At 69.7% G+C, this 15,528-nt stretch carries 18 protein-coding genes; 9 read left to right on the top strand and 9 right to left on the bottom strand.

The genetic code is table 11. The features are described 5' to 3' along the window. Positions 1-18: 18 nt before the first annotated feature. From RAH40_RS17790 to RAH40_RS17780, 3 genes are read left to right on the top strand one after another with little or no spacing between them, the layout of a single operon-like run. Complete coding sequence (locus RAH40_RS17790) at positions 19-405, top strand: VOC family protein (RefSeq protein WP_306598938.1); 387 nt, start codon at positions 19-21, stop codon at positions 403-405. A gap of 26 nt (positions 406-431) precedes the next feature. After that, positions 432-1,016 carry a TOPRIM nucleotidyl transferase/hydrolase domain-containing protein gene (locus RAH40_RS17785; protein WP_306598937.1) on the top strand — a complete coding sequence of 195 codons (585 nt, stop codon included), beginning with the start codon at positions 432-434 and terminating at the stop codon, positions 1,014-1,016. Between the two features lie 28 nt (positions 1,017-1,044). Beyond that, positions 1,045-1,935: an S-methyl-5'-thioadenosine phosphorylase gene (locus RAH40_RS17780; RefSeq protein WP_306598935.1), complete on the top strand. Its 891-nt coding sequence runs from the start codon at positions 1,045-1,047 to the stop codon at positions 1,933-1,935. Between the two features lie 7 nt (positions 1,936-1,942). Here the strand turns inward: RAH40_RS17780 and RAH40_RS17775 are convergent, their stop codons facing one another. From RAH40_RS17775 to RAH40_RS17765, 3 genes are all read right to left on the bottom strand, one after another. Continuing rightward, on the bottom strand, positions 1,943-2,686 hold the full coding sequence (locus RAH40_RS17775; protein WP_306598934.1) for a hypothetical protein: 744 nt from the start codon (positions 2,684-2,686) through the stop codon (positions 1,943-1,945). A 66-nt stretch (positions 2,687-2,752) separates the two neighbouring features. After that, positions 2,753-3,331, bottom strand: a complete 579-nt coding sequence (locus tag RAH40_RS17770; protein WP_306598933.1) for a hypothetical protein — start codon at positions 3,329-3,331, stop codon at positions 2,753-2,755. Between the two features lie 16 nt (positions 3,332-3,347). Continuing rightward, a complete protein-coding gene (locus tag RAH40_RS17765; RefSeq protein WP_306598932.1) occupies positions 3,348-4,076 on the bottom strand; it encodes a phosphatase PAP2-related protein in 729 nt (242 codons plus the stop codon). A gap of 202 nt (positions 4,077-4,278) precedes the next feature. Here RAH40_RS17765 and RAH40_RS17760 point away from each other — a divergent pair, with 202 nt between their 5' ends. Next, positions 4,279-4,734 carry a hypothetical protein gene (locus RAH40_RS17760; RefSeq protein ID WP_306598931.1) on the top strand — a complete coding sequence of 152 codons (456 nt, stop codon included), beginning with the start codon at positions 4,279-4,281 and terminating at the stop codon, positions 4,732-4,734. A gap of 23 nt (positions 4,735-4,757) precedes the next feature. On the opposite strand, the gene RAH40_RS17755 is transcribed toward RAH40_RS17760, so the two are convergent. Continuing rightward, entirely contained in the window at positions 4,758-5,795 is a 1,038-nt protein-coding gene (locus RAH40_RS17755; protein ID WP_306598930.1) for a WD40 repeat domain-containing protein, read from the bottom strand. Between the two features lie 199 nt (positions 5,796-5,994). Here RAH40_RS17755 and RAH40_RS17750 point away from each other — a divergent pair, with 199 nt between their 5' ends. Further along, positions 5,995-6,528 (top strand): hypothetical protein, encoded by a 534-nt coding sequence (locus RAH40_RS17750; protein ID WP_373432531.1) that lies wholly within the window; start codon positions 5,995-5,997, stop codon positions 6,526-6,528. Beyond that, positions 6,525-7,337 carry an arylamine N-acetyltransferase gene (locus RAH40_RS17745; protein WP_306598929.1) on the top strand — a complete coding sequence of 271 codons (813 nt, stop codon included), beginning with the start codon at positions 6,525-6,527 and terminating at the stop codon, positions 7,335-7,337. Before RAH40_RS17750 ends, RAH40_RS17745 begins: the two co-directional genes overlap by 4 nt. Here RAH40_RS17745 and RAH40_RS17740 read toward each other — a convergent pair. Next, a complete protein-coding gene (locus tag RAH40_RS17740; RefSeq protein WP_306598928.1) occupies positions 7,284-7,472 on the bottom strand; it encodes a hypothetical protein in 189 nt (62 codons plus the stop codon). The genes RAH40_RS17745 and RAH40_RS17740 overlap by 54 nt on opposite strands. A gap of 83 nt (positions 7,473-7,555) precedes the next feature. Beyond that, positions 7,556-8,722 carry a PLP-dependent aspartate aminotransferase family protein gene (locus RAH40_RS17735; RefSeq protein ID WP_306602310.1) on the bottom strand — a complete coding sequence of 389 codons (1,167 nt, stop codon included), beginning with the start codon at positions 8,720-8,722 and terminating at the stop codon, positions 7,556-7,558. 280 nt (positions 8,723-9,002) lie between these two features. Between RAH40_RS17735 and RAH40_RS17730 the strand changes: the two genes are divergently transcribed. Continuing rightward, positions 9,003-10,745: an ABC transporter permease subunit gene (locus RAH40_RS17730; protein WP_306598927.1), complete on the top strand. Its 1,743-nt coding sequence runs from the start codon at positions 9,003-9,005 to the stop codon at positions 10,743-10,745. 8 nt (positions 10,746-10,753) lie between these two features. Then, positions 10,754-12,049 (top strand): nitrate/sulfonate/bicarbonate ABC transporter ATP-binding protein, encoded by a 1,296-nt coding sequence (locus tag RAH40_RS17725; protein ID WP_306598924.1) that lies wholly within the window; start codon positions 10,754-10,756, stop codon positions 12,047-12,049. Here RAH40_RS17725 and RAH40_RS17720 read toward each other — a convergent pair. Further along, positions 12,036-12,413: a response regulator gene (locus tag RAH40_RS17720; protein WP_306598923.1), complete on the bottom strand. Its 378-nt coding sequence runs from the start codon at positions 12,411-12,413 to the stop codon at positions 12,036-12,038. The two genes, RAH40_RS17725 and RAH40_RS17720, sit on opposite strands and share 14 nt — an antisense overlap. Before the next feature lie 64 nt (positions 12,414-12,477). Between RAH40_RS17720 and RAH40_RS17715 the strand changes: the two genes are divergently transcribed. Next, the gene (locus RAH40_RS17715; RefSeq protein WP_306598922.1) at positions 12,478-13,584 is read left to right on the top strand and encodes an NADH:flavin oxidoreductase/NADH oxidase; all 1,107 of its coding nucleotides are present in this window, start codon (positions 12,478-12,480) and stop codon (positions 13,582-13,584) included. On the opposite strand, the gene RAH40_RS17710 is transcribed toward RAH40_RS17715, so the two are convergent. Continuing rightward, positions 13,544-14,095 carry a DUF3501 family protein gene (locus RAH40_RS17710; protein WP_306598921.1) on the bottom strand — a complete coding sequence of 184 codons (552 nt, stop codon included), beginning with the start codon at positions 14,093-14,095 and terminating at the stop codon, positions 13,544-13,546. The two genes, RAH40_RS17715 and RAH40_RS17710, sit on opposite strands and share 41 nt — an antisense overlap. Continuing rightward, positions 14,092-15,477 (bottom strand): heterodisulfide reductase-related iron-sulfur binding cluster, encoded by a 1,386-nt coding sequence (locus RAH40_RS17705; protein ID WP_306598920.1) that lies wholly within the window; start codon positions 15,475-15,477, stop codon positions 14,092-14,094. The genes RAH40_RS17710 and RAH40_RS17705 overlap by 4 nt, the downstream gene beginning before the upstream one ends. Positions 15,478-15,528: the final 51 nt, after the last annotated feature.

The raw sequence follows: 15,528 nt of genomic DNA, 5'->3' as shown, positions 1-15,528 counted from the left end.
GATGTCCAGGAGTCACCCATGAACAGAGTCACGGGTATCGGTGGAATCTTCTTCAAGGCAAAGGACCCGGTCGCACTTCGGGCCTGGTACCAGAAGCACCTGGGGATCGATGTCCAGGCCTGGGGCGGGGCGGCATTCAGCTGGGCCGACAGCCAGGGGACCCCCACGGGGGGAACGACGATCTGGAGCATCGGGGGCGAAGAGGGGGAGGGCTTCGCCCCGAGCAAGGCCTCCTTCATGATCAATTACCGGGTCGAGAACCTTCAGGCCCTCGTAGCGGTCCTGCGGACGGAGGGCTGCAACGTCCTCGAGAAGGTCGAAGCGTCGGAATACGGCATCTTCGCCTGGGTCATCGACCCCGAGGGGAACAAGGTGGAACTCTGGGAACCCCCGGCCGGCCAGTGAACCGGCACGGTGCTTGACGCTCCCGAATGGCACCCGCGACCATGATCCGGACCCTGGTGCTCGTCGAAGGCGACAGCGATGCGGCCGCGGTCCGCGCGCTGGCCGATCTCGTCGGTTGCGACCTGGGCTCACGTCGCATCCAGATCTGGCCGGCGGGCGGCGTCACCAACTTCCCGAAGGTGCTGGCGGAGCTTGTGCGCGGAAACCCCCGTGCGGGTTTCTGCGGCCTGTACGACGTCGCCGACGAGCGGCACGTCCGCCGTGCGCTCGAGAACGCCTCCCTTGGGGCCGCCCCCCACGAATCCCTGGATGCGTCCGGCTTCTTCGCGTGCGTCGACGACCTCGAGGACGAACTCATCCGGGCCCTGGGAACCGGGGCCGTGGAGCGGGTCCTCGAGGCCCAGGCCGAGCTCAACTCGTTCCGGCGGTTCCAGGCCATGCCCCAGCACCGCCATTCCCCGGTGCATCGCCAGCTGCGCCGCTTCCTGGGAACCCGGGCGACGCGGAAGATCCGTTGCGCGCAGAGCCTCGTGGAAGCCATGGATCCTGGCCAGCTGCCGTCCCCCCTGGTTCAGCTCGCGGCCAGGCTGCTGGGGCCGACCTCCCGGTGATCTGCGATAATCCCTGGTGGAGAAGACCATGAGCGAAAAGGGCGGCCGGACGGTCATCGGGTTCATCGGGGGCAGCGGGGTCTATGACCTGGAGGGCCTTTCCCATCAGCGCTGGGAGAAGGTGAAGTCTCCCTTTGGCGAACCCTCGGATGAACTGCTGTTCGGGGACCTGGACGGGCAGCCCCTGGTGTTCCTTCCCCGCCATGGCCGGGGGCACCGGATCTCGCCGTCGATGATCAACTACCGGGCCAACATCGACGCCCTGAAACGGGCCGGCGTCACCGACCTGGTCTCGGTGAGCGCGGTGGGTTCCCTGCGGGAGGACCTCAAGCCGGGCACCTTCGTCATCGCCGACCAGTTCATCGACCGGACCTTCGCCCGGGAGAAGAGCTTCTTCGGCAGCGGCCTGGTGGCCCACATCTCCATGGCCCACCCGGTGTGCAGCCGCCTGGGCGATCACCTGGAGGCCGCGGCCGCCGAGGCGGGCATCGAGGCGGTGCGGGGCGGCACCTACCTGGTGATGGAGGGACCCCAGTTCTCCACCCTGGCCGAATCCAGGCTCTACCGGTCCTGGGGCTGCGACGTGATCGGGATGACCAACATGCCGGAGGCCAAGCTGGCCCGGGAGGCGGAGCTCTGCTACGCCACGGTCGCCATGGTGACGGACTACGACTGCTGGCACCCGGACCACGACCACGTGACGGTGGACGCCATCGTCAAGGTGCTGCTGGCCAACGCCGACCGGGCCCGCAGTCTGGCCGGGCACGCGGTGCCCCGGATCCAGGCCGATGCCAAGGCGCCCGCATGCTCCTGCCGCACCGCCCTGGAGCATGCCCTCATCACCGCTCCGGGCCACCGGGATCCGGAACTTCTGCGCAACCTCGACGCGGTCGCCGGGCGCGTGCTGGGTCCGCGCTGAACGGCCGTCAGGGCTGGCGGGAATCCGCGATGTAGGTGGTGCCCAGGGAAAGGGGCTGGGCCGGGCCGAGGACGACGATCGGCCGGATCCTCAGGGCCTTCATGGCGGGGGCCAGGCCCTGGAGGTGCAGCCGCGCGGCCTGGACGGAGGGGAACGGCCCGCTGCGGACCAGCTGGTAGGGGCGCCCGGCCCGGCGATGGCGCACCACCAGGGAGGATTCGGTGGCGGCGGTGCGCAGGAGGGTCCGCTGCAACCGCGCGGCCCCCCGGGGGCTGACGGTGGCGGCGAACTGGATCCAGACGGCGCGGGGCGCGTGGTGCGGCAGGGGCAGCGCCACCCGCAGAACGGGCGCCGGGGAGGAGGGAACGGCCGGAAGCGCCGCCAGTCGGGGCCGTTCCAGGGGCATCATGGGCGGAAGGACGGAGGGAGCCGGGGTGGGGGGAGGGGCCGGAACCGGTTCCTCCGGCAGGAGGTCCACGACCAGGGGCGCGCTTTGGCCGCCGGCCCCGTTGGTGACATGGAGCCAGTAGACGGTGCGGCCGGTGACCAGGTGGGTGATCTCACCCTTGGCGGGCAGGATCAGGCCCAGGGGATCCAGGCGGACCTGGTCGACGCCGGTGGCGGACCACCTCAGGGTCACGGTGCCGCCCCTGCGCACGGCCTTGGCCGTGGTCTGGAAGGCCTCGATGTGGGCCGGGACGGTCTGGGCCGCCAGGAGGCAGGGCAGGAGCGAGAGGAGGATGCGTTTCATGGGTGGGCCCGTCGAAGACCCCTAATTCTGTGCGCGCGACCGCCAAAATCCAATCAATTTAAGCGCCTAGAAAGGGCAGTCGACGGCCTGGGCCGTCTCCTGGCGCAGGGCCTCCAGGTCATCCTGGGTCTGGAAGTCCAGGATCAGCGCCAGGAGGTCCGCCTCCCGGTTGTCGATCCACCAGCCGGCGTCGGTCCTCGCCAGGACGGGGGGCAGGACCAGGGCGAGGTAGCGCTCCGCCGCCAGCGCCAGGCCCTTGCGCTTGCGTTCCTGGTCCAGGCGCCAGGCCTCCAGCTTGACCTGGGCGATCACCGCCGCGCGCAGGGAGCGGGCCCAGGACACCTGGCGGGGGGCGCCCTCCAGCTCGGGCAGCCCCGGAAGGTCGCAGAGGGCTTCCTGCTCCTCGGCCTTCCCCATCGACCAGCAGGCGGTGCAGGCCTGGCCCTTCTGCCACAGGGCGTCCTTCTCCTTCTTCCACTTGGGACCGCTTAAGGCGTGCTTTTCCTTGTGGCCGCAGGCATGGAGGACGGTGGTCCCGCGCGCCCGGCCCAGGCCGGAAGCGCGGCGCAGGGGCTTCGCCCTGGGCTTGGCGCGGTTTAGGCCGGTCTTCGCGGGGCGGGGGGATTTCCGTTTGGGGAAGGGCATCGTGAACCAGTGTGCCTCAATCCTGGGACGGACACTCCGCTTCCGGGTCGTCCTTCAGTTCCCAGGAGGGATTCCAGACCCAGGCGAAGGAGAACCCGCAAAGCTCGCTCGCTCGGTATACGCCGTAGGTGATGGAATACCCGGCGATGATATCGATCGTGTAGTGGAGGTGCGCCAGCAGGACCACGGCCAGCGTGAAGAGGTTCAGGGCCAGGAAGACGCGGCTGGCCTTGCCGAACCGGCGGGAGAAGAGGTAGAGGAGGAACGTCGTGGCGATGTGCCCGCTGAAGAAGAGGTCCTTGGTCAGGTAGACGCCCGCTGAATTCTCCCCGATGGCCTTCAGGGGGTTGAGGATGGACAGCAGGGCCGGCCACACCGCGAAGGGGTGGAGGGCGTTGATGTCGGCGCCGAGGACCGGGCCGATGCCGGTGAGCGGGATCATGAGGCCGCGCAGCAGCGAGAGGAGACCGTCCGTCACCACCAGCCGAATGAACAGCTCGCGGTCCTGCCGCCCGATCCAGAGGGCCGAGGGGATGTAGCAGAGGAGCCACAGCACGTAGTTCCACCGGGCCAGGACCGCCACGTAGGGCACATGGCGCAGGAGCAGGTCGGGCAGCGCGCTTCCGGGCTGCATCTCGTTGGGCAGGATCAGGAGCAGGGCGGCGGCATGGCAGAGGTAGCGGAAGGCCAGCACGGCGAGGAGGATCAGCCACAGGGGCCGAGGTTTGGGTTCATTCGGGTTCATGGTCCATCCTGGGGTCCGCCTCCGATGCGGCGGACCGCTGGAAGGCCGGGGGCTGTCGGGGGCCCGCGAAGGCGGGCGTCCCTTCCATGTTATCTCAAATATTTGTACTAATGGGGTTGGGAATTCCCGCGAGGGACGGGGGGGGCGAGGTTGTAAGCTGGGGGAAAATCCAGCCCCCCTTCCAAACTGGGAGATCCGACCCATGGGTTTCATGTCCGTTCGACAAGCAGGTTTGTTCCTGGCCGGGATCGCGCTGGGTGGCACGGTTGTTCTCCTGGTCGCCCACCGTGGCGCCCGGGACTTCCAGGCCCGGGCCGCGGCCAGGGCTCCGCGAGGATTCCTGGTGGCCGCGGCCAGGCTTCCGGGGCAGGCGGCCATCACCATCGACCTGGCGAAATCGTACGGGACGAATCCCGGGGATCCGGTCCGGTACTATGCGGGGAGCGCCTCCACGGCGGACGGGTCCGTGTCCTTCTCCTACCCGCCGGCGGCCGCTCCCATCCTGGGCGACGTCATCCTGGTCCAGGTTGCCCCCAGGGATGGGGCGGGCCGGAATTTCGTGGTGCGCAACGGGGACTTCGGAACCCTGTTCCAGAACCGGGAATTCCAGGTGACCTACGCTTCGCAGGGACCGGGCGGCTCTCCGGAGGTCCCTTGACCCGCCAGCGAAGGCTCGTCAGCCTAGGCGCTGAGGGCCCCCTCGGCGGCATGGAAGACCAGGACGGCTTCGCCGTCCAGCTCCCAGGCGGCGTAGATGGGGTCGTCGAAGGGGCAGACGAGCGCTAGGTGCTCCTGCTGGCTGGGGCCCACCGGATCGATGAGGTAGACGGACCGCGGGCCGAGCACGCACAGATGACCGCTGGCGGGCAGGATCTGGAGGCCGGTGATGGGCCCCACGTTGGGCGAGAAGAGGCCCACCTCCCCGGTGGCGGTGTCCAGCACGTAGACCTGGTCGTCGCGCCCGGCCAGGTAGATGGAGTAGCCGCGGCGGCCCGTGGTGACCCGGTGCACGAGGACGCCGGGGGCCGAGTGCCGCAGGGCCTGGACGGCGTCGACGGCGGGGCTCGGCGCCAGCTCCAGCTGAACCAGGGCGCCGGTGGCCAGGGTGGCGTAGACGGTGGGATGTTCGGCGTGGAAGGCCAGGCTCTCCACCTGGGCCTCGAAGCCGGCCGACAGGACGGGTGTGGGGTGGCCGGGGCCCAGGAGCCACACCTGGACCTTGCCGTCGCGGTTGCCGGCGGCCGCGAAGCGGCCATCGCAGCTGTAGGCCAGGGCGGTGACCGCCTGGAGGGGAAGGCCGGCCAGGGGCTGCCCGGCCTGGACGTCGAACCGGGTGATCTCAGGCTGGTCCGGGGGCCCGACGATGGCCAGTTCGATGGAGGTCCCGGTGCCCTGCCGGGGGCGAAAGGCGATCATCCTGGCGAACGTCAGGCCGCCCAATTCGAGGCGGCTGAGCGTGAGGCGGTTGGACACCTCCAGCTTCGAGCCGTCCCGGATGGTGGCCAGGTGGACCCGTTCCGGGCACAGGTGGATGGCGGTGACCTCCCGGGCGCCGCCCTTCAGGAACGGCACCCCGAAGAACCGGGCGACCGGCTGCGTGGGAGGGAAGGAACGCACCTCGGGCGGCGCGGAGGGGGCGGCGGGGGCCGGGGATTCCCAGGACGCCCGGGGAGCGGGGAGCGTTGCCAGTTTCAAGGGGATTCGCTTGGGCTTGGGCATCGGCCTTTCCTCAACCTGCAAGGATAGGCCGGGATTTCAGAAAGCCCGGTCTTAAATAGAAATTATTTATACGTATGGTTCCTCCACCTGCCCCCTGTCGGAGCCATAGACTCTATCCAAAGGACTTGTCCAATAAGCCGCCGGAGCGGGGCAGGACCCGCTTTTTTTGCGGCGGCCGGGACCCGGGGTAACATCCAGCATGGTCCCCGTGCTGATGCTCTTTCTGCTCCCGGTCGGCGGCGGGATTCCCGCCGGGGTGCTGCTGGCCCGGTCCCAGGGGCTGGCCTGGCCGCTGACGGCGGGGATCTACTTCGTGTCGGACCTGATCCTGGCCCTGGCCTTCGAACCGGTCCTGCGGCTGCTGGTGGAGCTGGGGGCCCGGGTCCCCTTCCTGTTCCGGCTGGGCTTCGCCATGAAGCTGGCCATGGCCCGGGGCGCTAGGCACTTCACCGGCACGGGCGCCGGGCCCTTCGGGCTCCTGATGATCGCCTTCGGGGTGGACCCCATGACGGGACGCGCCGCGGCCCTGGCGGCGGGGCACGGGTTCGTGGCGGGCTGGGCCTTCGCCATCGCGGGGGACATGCTCTACTACGCCGTCATCGCGGTGACGACCCTCCGGCTGAACGCGTATTTCAGGAACCCCACCCTGACCATGGGGATCGTCCTGGGGGGGATGCTCCTGGTGCCGGTGCTGGTACGCTATGGCCGTTCCGCCCTGCGGGGAGCCCCATGACCGACGTCTTCGACCTGGAAGCCTACCTCGGGCGCATCGCCTTCCAGGGCGCGCCCGCGCCGTCCCTTGCCGCCCTGGAGGCGCTGCACGCGGCCCACACCCGCGCCATCCCCTTCGAGAACCTGGATATCCACCTGGGGCGGCCCATCCGGCTGGACCTGGCCTCCCTGCAGGCCAAGCTGGTGGCTGGGCGCCGGGGGGGCTACTGCTTCGAGCAGAACTCGCTGTTCGCGGCGGCCCTGGAGGCGCTGGGGTTCGCGGTGCGGCTGCGGGAGGCCCGGGTGCGCCGGGGCGCCACCGGCCCCATGGCCCGCTCGCACCTGGCCCTGGAGGTGGCGCTGGAGGACGGGCCCTGGCTGGCGGACGTGGGGTTCGGGGGGGACGGCGTCCTGGGCCCGGTGCCCCTGGACGGCCGCGAAGCGGCGCGCCACGGCGACCGCAACCGCGTGGTCCCGGAGGGCTCCCGGCAGGTGCTCCAGGCCTGGGAGGACGGGGCCTGGAAGGACCTCTACGCCCTGGAGCCCGGCGAGGTCCTCCCGGTGGACCTGAAGGTGGCCAACCACTACACCAGCACCCACCCGGACTCGAAGTTCACCCAGGTGCTCACGGCCCAGCGGTGCGCCCCGGGGGACCGGGCCTGGCTGCGGGGGCTCTCCCTGACCCGGGGGGGCGTCACCCGGGAACTGGATCCGGACGAACTCCTGGCCGTCCTGGAGTCGGTCTTCGGCCTGCGCTTCCCGCCCGGCACCCGGTTCTCACCCCCCCAGGATCCGGCCGGGCAGAAGGAAGACGCCCCGCACCAGGGATAGCGCCCCCTCCACCGCGAAGCCCAGGATCCGCAGGGGCAGGAGAAGCAGCCAGATCAGGGGGCAGAGGACCAGCAGGAGCAGGGCCAGGGGCCAGCAGATGACCAGCAGGATGAACCACAGCAGGACCTTGATCATGGAAACGCCTCCGGGACGAGGATAGGTCCGTCCGGGAGGCGTTCCAGGGGCAGATCGGCCGGTGGCGGCCGGGAGTCGGCGAACTACACGTTCTGGAGGGCCTGTTCCAGGTCGGCGATGAGATCCTCCACGTCCTCGATGCCCACGGCGTAGCGCACGAGGCCGTCGGTGACGCCGCCTTCCAGGCGGGCCTCCCGGCCCATGCTGGCGTGGGTCATGGAGGCGGGGTGGCAGATGAGGGTCTCCACGCCGCCCAGGGACACGGCGAGGGCGGCCAGCTTGACGCTGTCCATGAGCCGCGCGCCGGCCTCGACGCCGCCCTTGACCTCGAAGCTGATCATGGCGCCGGGACCGGCCATCTGGCGCTTGGCCAGGGCATGCTGGGGATGGCTGGGCAGGCCCAGGAAGCTCACCCACTCGACCTTGGGGTGCTTCTCCAGCCAGAGGGCGATCTGCATGGCGTTGGCCTGGGCGCGCTCCATGCGGATGGCGAGGGTCTTGAGGCCGCGGCTGACCAGGGAGGCCTGGTGGGGGTCCATGCAGGGGCCCATGATCACCACCATGGCCCGCAGCTTCTTGTGGAGCTCCTCGGTTTTGGCGATGATGACGCCGCCCACCACGTCGGCGTGGCCGTTGATGAACTTGGTGATGGAGTGGAGGACCACGTCGGCGCCCAGGTCCAGGGGCTTCTGGAGGCACGGGCTGGCGAAGGTGTTGTCCACCACCAGCAGGGCGCCGGCCTCGTGGGCGATGGCGGCCGCGGCGGCGATGTCCGTGACGATCATGGACGGGTTGGAGGGGGACTCGATGTAGACGATCTTGGTGTTGGGGCGGATGGCGGCCTTGAGGGCGGCCAGGTCGTTGGTGTCCAGGTAGGTGGACTCCACCCCGAAGCGGCTCATGTGCTTGTCCATGAGCACCCGGGAGGGGCCGTACACGCCGGCGGTGGACACCATGTGGTCGCCCTGGTTCAGGAGGGCCATGTAGACGGTGGAGACGGCGCCCATGCCCGAGGAGGTGGCGGTGCAGCCGAAGCCGTTCTCCAACTGGGCCACGTTCTCTTCCAGGGCGCAGACGGTGGGGTTGCCGATGCGGCTGTAGATGAAGCCGGACGCCTTGCCCGCGAAGCGGTCGGCGCCCTGCTGGGCGTTGCGGAACGCGAAGGTGGAGGTCTGGTAGACCGGCGTGGTGACGCTGCCCATCGGATCGTCCGGAATGCCCGCATGGACCAACTTGGTATTGAAACCCATTTTCCTGGTGTCCAAGGTGAAGCTCCTTTGGGTTGATTTTGACCCACCTGAAGCCGGAGGTCCAATTTCCCGCATCGGGGTTGACCCTTTCATCAGGGGGGGGCATGCTGCCTAATGAGGATTTGCCCGGAAAGGAGGTATCGATGCTGAACATGAACCCCGTCGAAGAACCTCCTTTGTGCCGCCCCTGACGCGCTAGGCGTAACACGCTGGTGACACACGCATGCAAGGATGCGGGAGCGGCTGGAGCCGCCCTGCCCCCCTCCGTTCCGGATTTCCCATGCTCAACCGCATCATCGACACTGTCTGGGGCCAGGCCAACGCCCTCTTCTTCCCCTTCCGGCGGCGCCGGTGGGCGGACCTGGTCGTCATCCTGACGGGGTGCGCCCTGCTGTTCGGCCTGGTGCAGCTCGGGCAGCAGTGGACCGGCGCCAAGCGCCCGGTCGTGGAGATCGACCTGTCCCCGTGGTCCCTGCCCCTCTACACCTTCTTCTCCATGATGCGGGGGCTGGTGGCCTACGTGATCTCCCTGGCCTTCACCCTGGTGTACGCCTACTGGGCGGCCAAGGACAGCCGGGCCGAGAAGCTCCTGGTGCCGCTCCTGGACATCCTGCAGAGCATCCCGGTGCTGGGCTTCATGCCGGGCCTGGTCCTGGCCCTGGTGGCCATCTTCCCCCGCAGCAACCTGGGGCTGGAGCTCGCGGCGATCCTCATGATCTTCACCGGCCAGGCCTGGAACATGACGTTCAGCCTCTACCACTCCCTGAAGTCCGTGCCCCAGGACCTCCAGGAGGCCGCCACGGTCTACGGGTTCACCTGGTGGGAGCGCCTGAAGTGGGTGGAGCTGCCCTACGGGACCTCGGGCCTGGTGTGGAACAGCATGATGAGCATGGCCGGGGGCTGGTTCTTCCTGATGATCACCGAGGCCTTCACCCTGGGCGACCAGGATTTCCGCCTGCCGGGGCTGGGCTCGTACATGAGCGTGGCCGTGGACAAGGGCGACACCAGGGCCATGGTCTGCGCCATCTTCGCCATGGTGTGCATGATCGTCTTCCTGGACCAGGTGCTTTGGCGCCCCGTGGTGGTGTGGGCCCAGCGGTTCCGGGTGGAGGAGACGTCCCAGGGCGAGCAGCCCCGCAGTTGGCTCCTGAGGCTGCTGCGAAGGTCCCGGCTGGTGCGGTGGCTGGAGGCGCGCCGCGTCCACCGGCGCCACCAGGGGCTGGGCAAGGCGCGGCCCGCGCCCAGGCCGCGCGCCGCCAAACGCGCCAACACCATCCAGAGGGCCGTGGCCAACGCCGCGCTCCTGGCGCTGCTGGCGGTCATCGTGTGGGCGGCCGTCAGCCTCGTGCACTACCTTTCCGCCATTCCCGGCCGCCAGTGGTCCTACCTCTCCAAGGCCGGCGGGCTCACCCTGGTGCGGGTGCTGGTGTCCACGGCCCTGGGCACGCTCTGGGCGGTGCCCGCGGGCCTGGCCATCGGCCTCTCGCCGCGCCTCAGCCGGATCCTGCAGCCGGTGGTCCAGGTGGCGGCGAGCTTCCCGGCCCCCATGCTCTTCCCCGTGGTGATCGCCACCCTGGCGCGCTTCCACATCGGCCTCAACTACGGCTGCGTCCTCCTGATGCTGCTGGGCACCCAGTGGTACATCCTGTTCAACGTCATCGCGGGCTCCATGGCCATCCCCGGGGACCTCAAGGAGGCGGCCATCAGCTTCCGCCTCTCCCGGTGGCAGCGCTTCAAGGCCCTCTACCTGCCGGCGACCTTCCCCTACCTGGTCACGGGCTGGGTCACCGCCGCCGGCGGCGCCTGGAACGCCAGCATCGTGGCCGAGTACTATTCCTTCCACGGCGAGACCCTCAAGACCTTCGGCCTGGGGGCCACCGTGAGCCAGGCCGCCTACGAGCGCAACCTGACGCTGCTTGCCGCGGGCGTGCTGCTCATGTCCGCCATCGTCGTGATCTTCAACCGCCTGGTGTGGAAGCCCACCTACCAGCTGGCCCACACCCGCTATTCCCTGACGAAGTGAGGACGACCATGGCCCTCGACCCGAACGCCCAGCCCATCCTCGAACTCCGCGGCATCCAGAAGTCCTTCGACCGCGGCACCGGCGTGCCCCTGCGCGTGCTGGAGGACATCAACCTGGACATCCGCCCCAACGAGGTGCTCTGCCTCATCGGGCCCTCGGGGTGCGGGAAGTCCACCATCATGCGGATCTTCGCGGGGCTGATCGAGCCCACGCAGGGGCAGGTGCGCTACCGCGGCCAGAAGCAGGCCGGGCTGAACTCCAACGTCGCCATCGTGTTCCAGGGCTTCGCCCTCTATCCCTGGATGACGGTGGAGGCCAACGTGGAGAACGTCCTCATCGCCAAGGGCCTGGACCGCGCGGAGATCCGCGAGCGCACCAACAAGGCCATCCGCATGGTGGGCCTGGAGGGCTTCGAGGAGGCCTACCCGAGGGAGCTCTCCGGCGGCATGAAGCAGCGCGTGGGCATGGCCCGGGCCCTGTCGGTGAACCCCGAGATCCTCTTCATGGACGAGCCCTTCAGCCAGGTGGACGCGCTGACCGCCGAGGGCCTCCGGGCCGAGATCCTGGACATCTGGGACGACGTGGACCGCAACCCCTCCTCCATCCTCATGGTGAGCCACGACATCAAGGAAGTGGCCTACATGGCCGACCGCATCGTGGTCCTCTCCGCCAATCCCGGACGCATCCGGACCATCGTGGAGAACACCCTGCCCCGCCCCCGGGACACGCGCAGCGCGGACTTCATCCGGCTGGTGGACCAGCTCCACGACATCATCACCAGCGCCGAGCTGCCCGACATCCAGGTGAGCACCGTGGAGCCCTCCGTGGAGGCCGACATCGTCGAGCCGCTGCCCGGGGCCCAGAACGCCGACATGCTGGGCCTCCTGGAGCTGCTGGACACGCTGGGCGGCACCTGCGACCTGTTCCAGGTGGTCTCCCACACCCACGTGCCCTTCGAGAAGGTGCTCACGACCGTCAAGGGGCTCGAGATGCTCGAGCTGGTGGACACGCCCAAGCGGCAGGTGGTGCTGACCCCGCTGGGCCGGCGCTTCGTGCAGGGCGGCATGGACGAGCGCAAGCTCATCTGGCGGGACCAGCTCATGGAGCTCAAGCTCTTCCGGGTGGTGCAGGACATGCTGGAGCTGCGGGAGGGGTCCCTCGCCCGGGAGGAGCTGATCCGGGAGATCGCCAGCCGGCTGCCCATGGAGGATCCCGAAGTCACCTTCGAGACCATCGTGGCCTGGGGGCGGTTCGGGGAGCTCTTCGCCTACCGCAAGGAGCCGGGCGTCCTCACGTTCGAGTAGCCAGCGCGTCGGCGACGGCCCGGCCCAGGGCCTCGGGGTCCGCGGGCTTGAAGAGCACCACGGCCACGCCCAGGTTCTTCAGCCGCGCCACGACCTCCTCGTCGTGGTGGGCGGTGAGGACGATGGTGCGCATGCCCTTGAGGTCGGAGTCCTCGCCCACGACCTTCGCCAGGCTCGTGCCGGGGCAGTTGGGCATGAGGAAGTCCATGATGAGGAGGTCGGGCCGGAGTTCCTTGAGCACCTTGACCACGTCGAAGATGCTGGTGGGCTCGGCGACCTCGACCTCGTGGTCGAGCTTCTTCAGGCAGCTGGCGGTGAAGGTCCGCGCCAGCCGGCTGTCGTCCACGATCACGATCTTGGCCATGTCGACCCCTCATTACCTCCACCAATGTAGCGCACTTCCTATAATCGGATGAAAGGCGGCCCCCATGACCCGGTTGTTCTCCCCCCTTCCCCTGCGCGGCGTCACCCTCCCCAACCGCATCGCCGTTTCGCCCATGTGCCAGTACAGCGCCGTGGACGGCCTCGCCAACGACTGGCACCTGGTGCACCTGGGGGGCCTGGCCCAGGGCGGGGCCGGACTCGTCCTCACCGAGGCCGCCTCCGTGGCGCCGGAGGGGCGCATCAGCGCCGAGGACCTGGGCATCTGGGAGGACGGCCAGATCGGGCCCCTGGCCCGCATCGCGGCGTTCATCAAGAGCCAGGGCGCCGTGCCCGGGATCCAGCTGGCCCACGCGGGGCGCAAGGCGGGCTCGGGCGCGCCCTGGAAGGGGAACAACGTGCCCCCGGCCTCCTGGCCCGGGCTGGCGCCCAGCGCCCTGCCCTTCGACGAGGGCTGGCCGGCGCCCCGCGCCCTGGAGGAGGCCGGGCTCCGGCGGGTGGTCGCCGAATTCAGGGCCGCGGCCGCGCGGGCCCTCCAGGCCGGGTTCCAGGTGGCCGAGATCCACGGCGCCCACGGGTACCTGCTCCACCAGTTCCTGTCCCCCCTGGCCAACCGGCGCGAGGACGCCTACGGCGGGTCGCTGGAGAACCGCTCCCGGCTCCTGCGGGAGGTGGTGGCCGCGGTGCGGGAGGTGTGGCCCGGCAACCTCCCCCTGCTGGTGCGCCTCTCCTGCACCGACTGGGTCCCGGGCGGCTGGGACATCGGCGAGAGCGTGGACCTGGCCCGCATGCTGGGGCCCCTGGGCGTGGACCTGGTGGACTGCTCCTCGGGGGGCATGGCGCCCCGGGCGGCCATCCCCGTGGGCCCGGGCTACCAGGTGGATTTCGCCGCCCGCATCCGCCGGGAGGCGGGGATCGCCACCGGGGCGGTGGGGCTCATCACCGGGCCGGCCCAGGCCGAGGAGATCCTGGCCAAGGGCGAGGCGGACCTGGTGCTCCTGGGGCGCGAGCTGCTGCGGGACCCCCGCTGGCCGCTGCGCGCCGCCCACAAGCTGGGCGCGTCCACGCCGTGGCCGGCGCCCTACGCCCGCGGGTCCCGGGAGGCCGTGCCCCTCAGAGATCCGCAGCCAGAGCCCGGCGCGTGGCCTCGGTGAAGTCGGCCCGGACCGCCAGGTCCGGGTGCTCCACCACCACCGCCTTCGGGCGGGCCCCGTCGCCCACGGCGAACAGGAGGAACTGGACCGAGCTGAGCTTCCCGTCGCTGATCTGGGAGGCGTCCCAGCGCGCGGGGACCTTCCGGCCGTCCTCCAGCAGGAGGGAGATGCGCTCGGGCAGGTCCACCCAGCGCCGCAGCAGCTCGGCGCGCTCCCGCTCGTCCTCGATCTCGATGAGGAGCGTGGCGCCCAGGTCGCCGGGGCCGCCCAGGAGGCCGTTGTAGGTCTCGAGCTCGTGGGCGATGTCGGACTCGCGCACCATGTGCTCGGCCCGCACCATCTCCTGGATCTGGTAGCGCACCGTCTCCCGGTTCTCGAACAGGAAGGTGAGGTCGCGGCCGGCGTGGACGCGGCGGAGGTCCTTGGCGGCCATGGCCGAGGCGCGGATGGCGTCCCGCCCCTCGGTGTAGGTGACGTAGTCGAGGATCTCGTCGCGGGTGACGCGCTTCATTGGGGCTCCACGGGATTGGGGAAGCCGTCCTTGCGGTAGGCCCTCGCCAGGATGGTCATGGGGTGCAGGGCCTTGCGGCCCGCGTGCTGCTCGAACTGGATGCCGGCCAGGGGGCACTCCGTGGCCCACACCTCCGCCGCGGCGTCGGCCTTCATGCCGGCGAAGGCCTTGGCCCCGATGCGCCGGCTGTCCTCGAAGGTCTCGGACTTCATGGCGTAGGTGCCGTCGTGGCCGCAGCACTCCATGACGGTGTTGATGGAGACGCCGGGGATCTTCTTGAGGAGGTCGCGGCCCTTGAAGCCCACGGACTGGGCGCGCAGGTGGCACGGGGCATGGTAGGAGACGGGGCCCGGGCTGGAGAGGAACTCCCACCGGGCGCGCTCCTCGTTGCGGATGCTCCAGAGGAATTCGCCGGTGTCGCGCACGGCGGACGCGAGCTTTTTCGCGCGCTCGCGGTCCTCGCCCTCAAGGAGCTCGGGGTACTCCCGGCGCAGCATCATGGCGCAGGTGGGGTTGATCACCACCACCTTGGAGCCGGCCTCCACGTGGGGCATGAGGACGTCCAGGTTCTGCCTGGCCTGCCTGCGCAGGCTCGCGAGGTCCCCGTGCTCCCAGGCCGGCATGCCGCAGCACACCAGGCCGCCCACGCACTTGGCCTGGCAGCCGTTCTTCTCGAGCACCTCGAGGGTGTCCTTGCCGATCTGGGGATCGTTGTTCTGGATGTAGCAGGTCTGGAAGAGCACCACCTCCGCGCCGGGTCCGGCGGCCATCTTCCCGCTCTTTTCCGCCCAGGCCTCGAAGGTGGCCGACGCGAACTCCGGGAGATGGGCCTGGGGGTGCACGCCCAGGGCCTTGTCCATGAACCAGCGGTGGATGGCCACCCGGTTCATGGTGTTGGCCAGGCCGAAGCTCTTGCGGGCCAGGGAGGCCGCCAGGTCGGGATCCCCCAGCACGCGGTCCCGGAGGGTGAAGCCTTCCTTCTTCTTGCGCACGGCCTGGTAGCGGTGCACCAGCCTGGGGAAGTCCAGGGCGAATTCGTGGCCCTCCCGGGGGGTGTAGGGGCACTGCACCTCGCAGAGCTTGCACTGGAAGCAGTCGTCCATGACGCCGTCCCGGTCCTCGGCCGTCAGGGCGCGCACGTCGCCCTGGCGCTTTTCGTCCAGGAGGCTGAAGAGCCCGGGGAAGGAGTCGCAGTACTTGAAGCAGAGGCGGCATCCGTGGCAGATCTCGAAGGCGCGCTCCACCTCCTCCTTGAGCAGCCCCTCGTCCCAGTAGCGGGGGTCGGAGGGGTCGTAGACGGTGGACGGCCCGGCCACGTAGCTGATGCGGTGGCCCGGGGTGGTCTCCGGCTTCTCGTGGTCGAGGGGGGCGTGCTCGGACATGGATTCTCCAGGGGTTCCCGCCGCGGGCTAGGCCCGCGGCGGGGGACGTCG

This window comes from Geothrix sp. 21YS21S-2, from assembly GCF_030846775.1.
Taxonomy (GTDB): domain Bacteria; phylum Acidobacteriota; class Holophagae; order Holophagales; family Holophagaceae; genus Mesoterricola.
The sequence above is the reverse complement of the archived record's forward strand: the minus strand, read 5'-3'. Positions and strand labels throughout refer to the sequence as shown.

What these genes read in the sequence shown, in the direction of transcription:
- RAH40_RS17790 (WP_306598938.1), top strand. Translation starts at nt 19, where the DNA reads ATGAACAGAGTCACGGGTATCGGTGGAATCTTCTTCAAGGCAAAGGAC.
- RAH40_RS17785 (WP_306598937.1), top strand. Translation starts at nt 432, where the DNA reads ATGGCACCCGCGACCATGATCCGGACCCTGGTGCTCGTCGAAGGCGAC.
- RAH40_RS17780 (WP_306598935.1), top strand. Translation starts at nt 1,045, where the DNA reads ATGAGCGAAAAGGGCGGCCGGACGGTCATCGGGTTCATCGGGGGCAGC.
- RAH40_RS17775 (WP_306598934.1), bottom strand. Translation starts at nt 2,686, where the DNA reads ATGAAACGCATCCTCCTCTCGCTCCTGCCCTGCCTCCTGGCGGCCCAG.
- RAH40_RS17770 (WP_306598933.1), bottom strand. Translation starts at nt 3,331, where the DNA reads ATGCCCTTCCCCAAACGGAAATCCCCCCGCCCCGCGAAGACCGGCCTA.
- RAH40_RS17765 (WP_306598932.1), bottom strand. Translation starts at nt 4,076, where the DNA reads ATGAACCCGAATGAACCCAAACCTCGGCCCCTGTGGCTGATCCTCCTC.
- RAH40_RS17760 (WP_306598931.1), top strand. Translation starts at nt 4,279, where the DNA reads ATGGGTTTCATGTCCGTTCGACAAGCAGGTTTGTTCCTGGCCGGGATC.
- RAH40_RS17755 (WP_306598930.1), bottom strand. Translation starts at nt 5,795, where the DNA reads ATGCCCAAGCCCAAGCGAATCCCCTTGAAACTGGCAACGCTCCCCGCT.
- RAH40_RS17750 (WP_373432531.1), top strand. Translation starts at nt 5,995, where the DNA reads ATGGTCCCCGTGCTGATGCTCTTTCTGCTCCCGGTCGGCGGCGGGATT.
- RAH40_RS17745 (WP_306598929.1), top strand. Translation starts at nt 6,525, where the DNA reads ATGACCGACGTCTTCGACCTGGAAGCCTACCTCGGGCGCATCGCCTTC.
- RAH40_RS17740 (WP_306598928.1), bottom strand. Translation starts at nt 7,472, where the DNA reads ATGATCAAGGTCCTGCTGTGGTTCATCCTGCTGGTCATCTGCTGGCCC.
- RAH40_RS17735 (WP_306602310.1), bottom strand. Translation starts at nt 8,722, where the DNA reads ATGGGTTTCAATACCAAGTTGGTCCATGCGGGCATTCCGGACGATCCG.
- RAH40_RS17730 (WP_306598927.1), top strand. Translation starts at nt 9,003, where the DNA reads ATGCTCAACCGCATCATCGACACTGTCTGGGGCCAGGCCAACGCCCTC.
- RAH40_RS17725 (WP_306598924.1), top strand. Translation starts at nt 10,754, where the DNA reads ATGGCCCTCGACCCGAACGCCCAGCCCATCCTCGAACTCCGCGGCATC.
- RAH40_RS17720 (WP_306598923.1), bottom strand. Translation starts at nt 12,413, where the DNA reads ATGGCCAAGATCGTGATCGTGGACGACAGCCGGCTGGCGCGGACCTTC.
- RAH40_RS17715 (WP_306598922.1), top strand. Translation starts at nt 12,478, where the DNA reads ATGACCCGGTTGTTCTCCCCCCTTCCCCTGCGCGGCGTCACCCTCCCC.
- RAH40_RS17710 (WP_306598921.1), bottom strand. Translation starts at nt 14,095, where the DNA reads ATGAAGCGCGTCACCCGCGACGAGATCCTCGACTACGTCACCTACACC.
- RAH40_RS17705 (WP_306598920.1), bottom strand. Translation starts at nt 15,477, where the DNA reads ATGTCCGAGCACGCCCCCCTCGACCACGAGAAGCCGGAGACCACCCCG.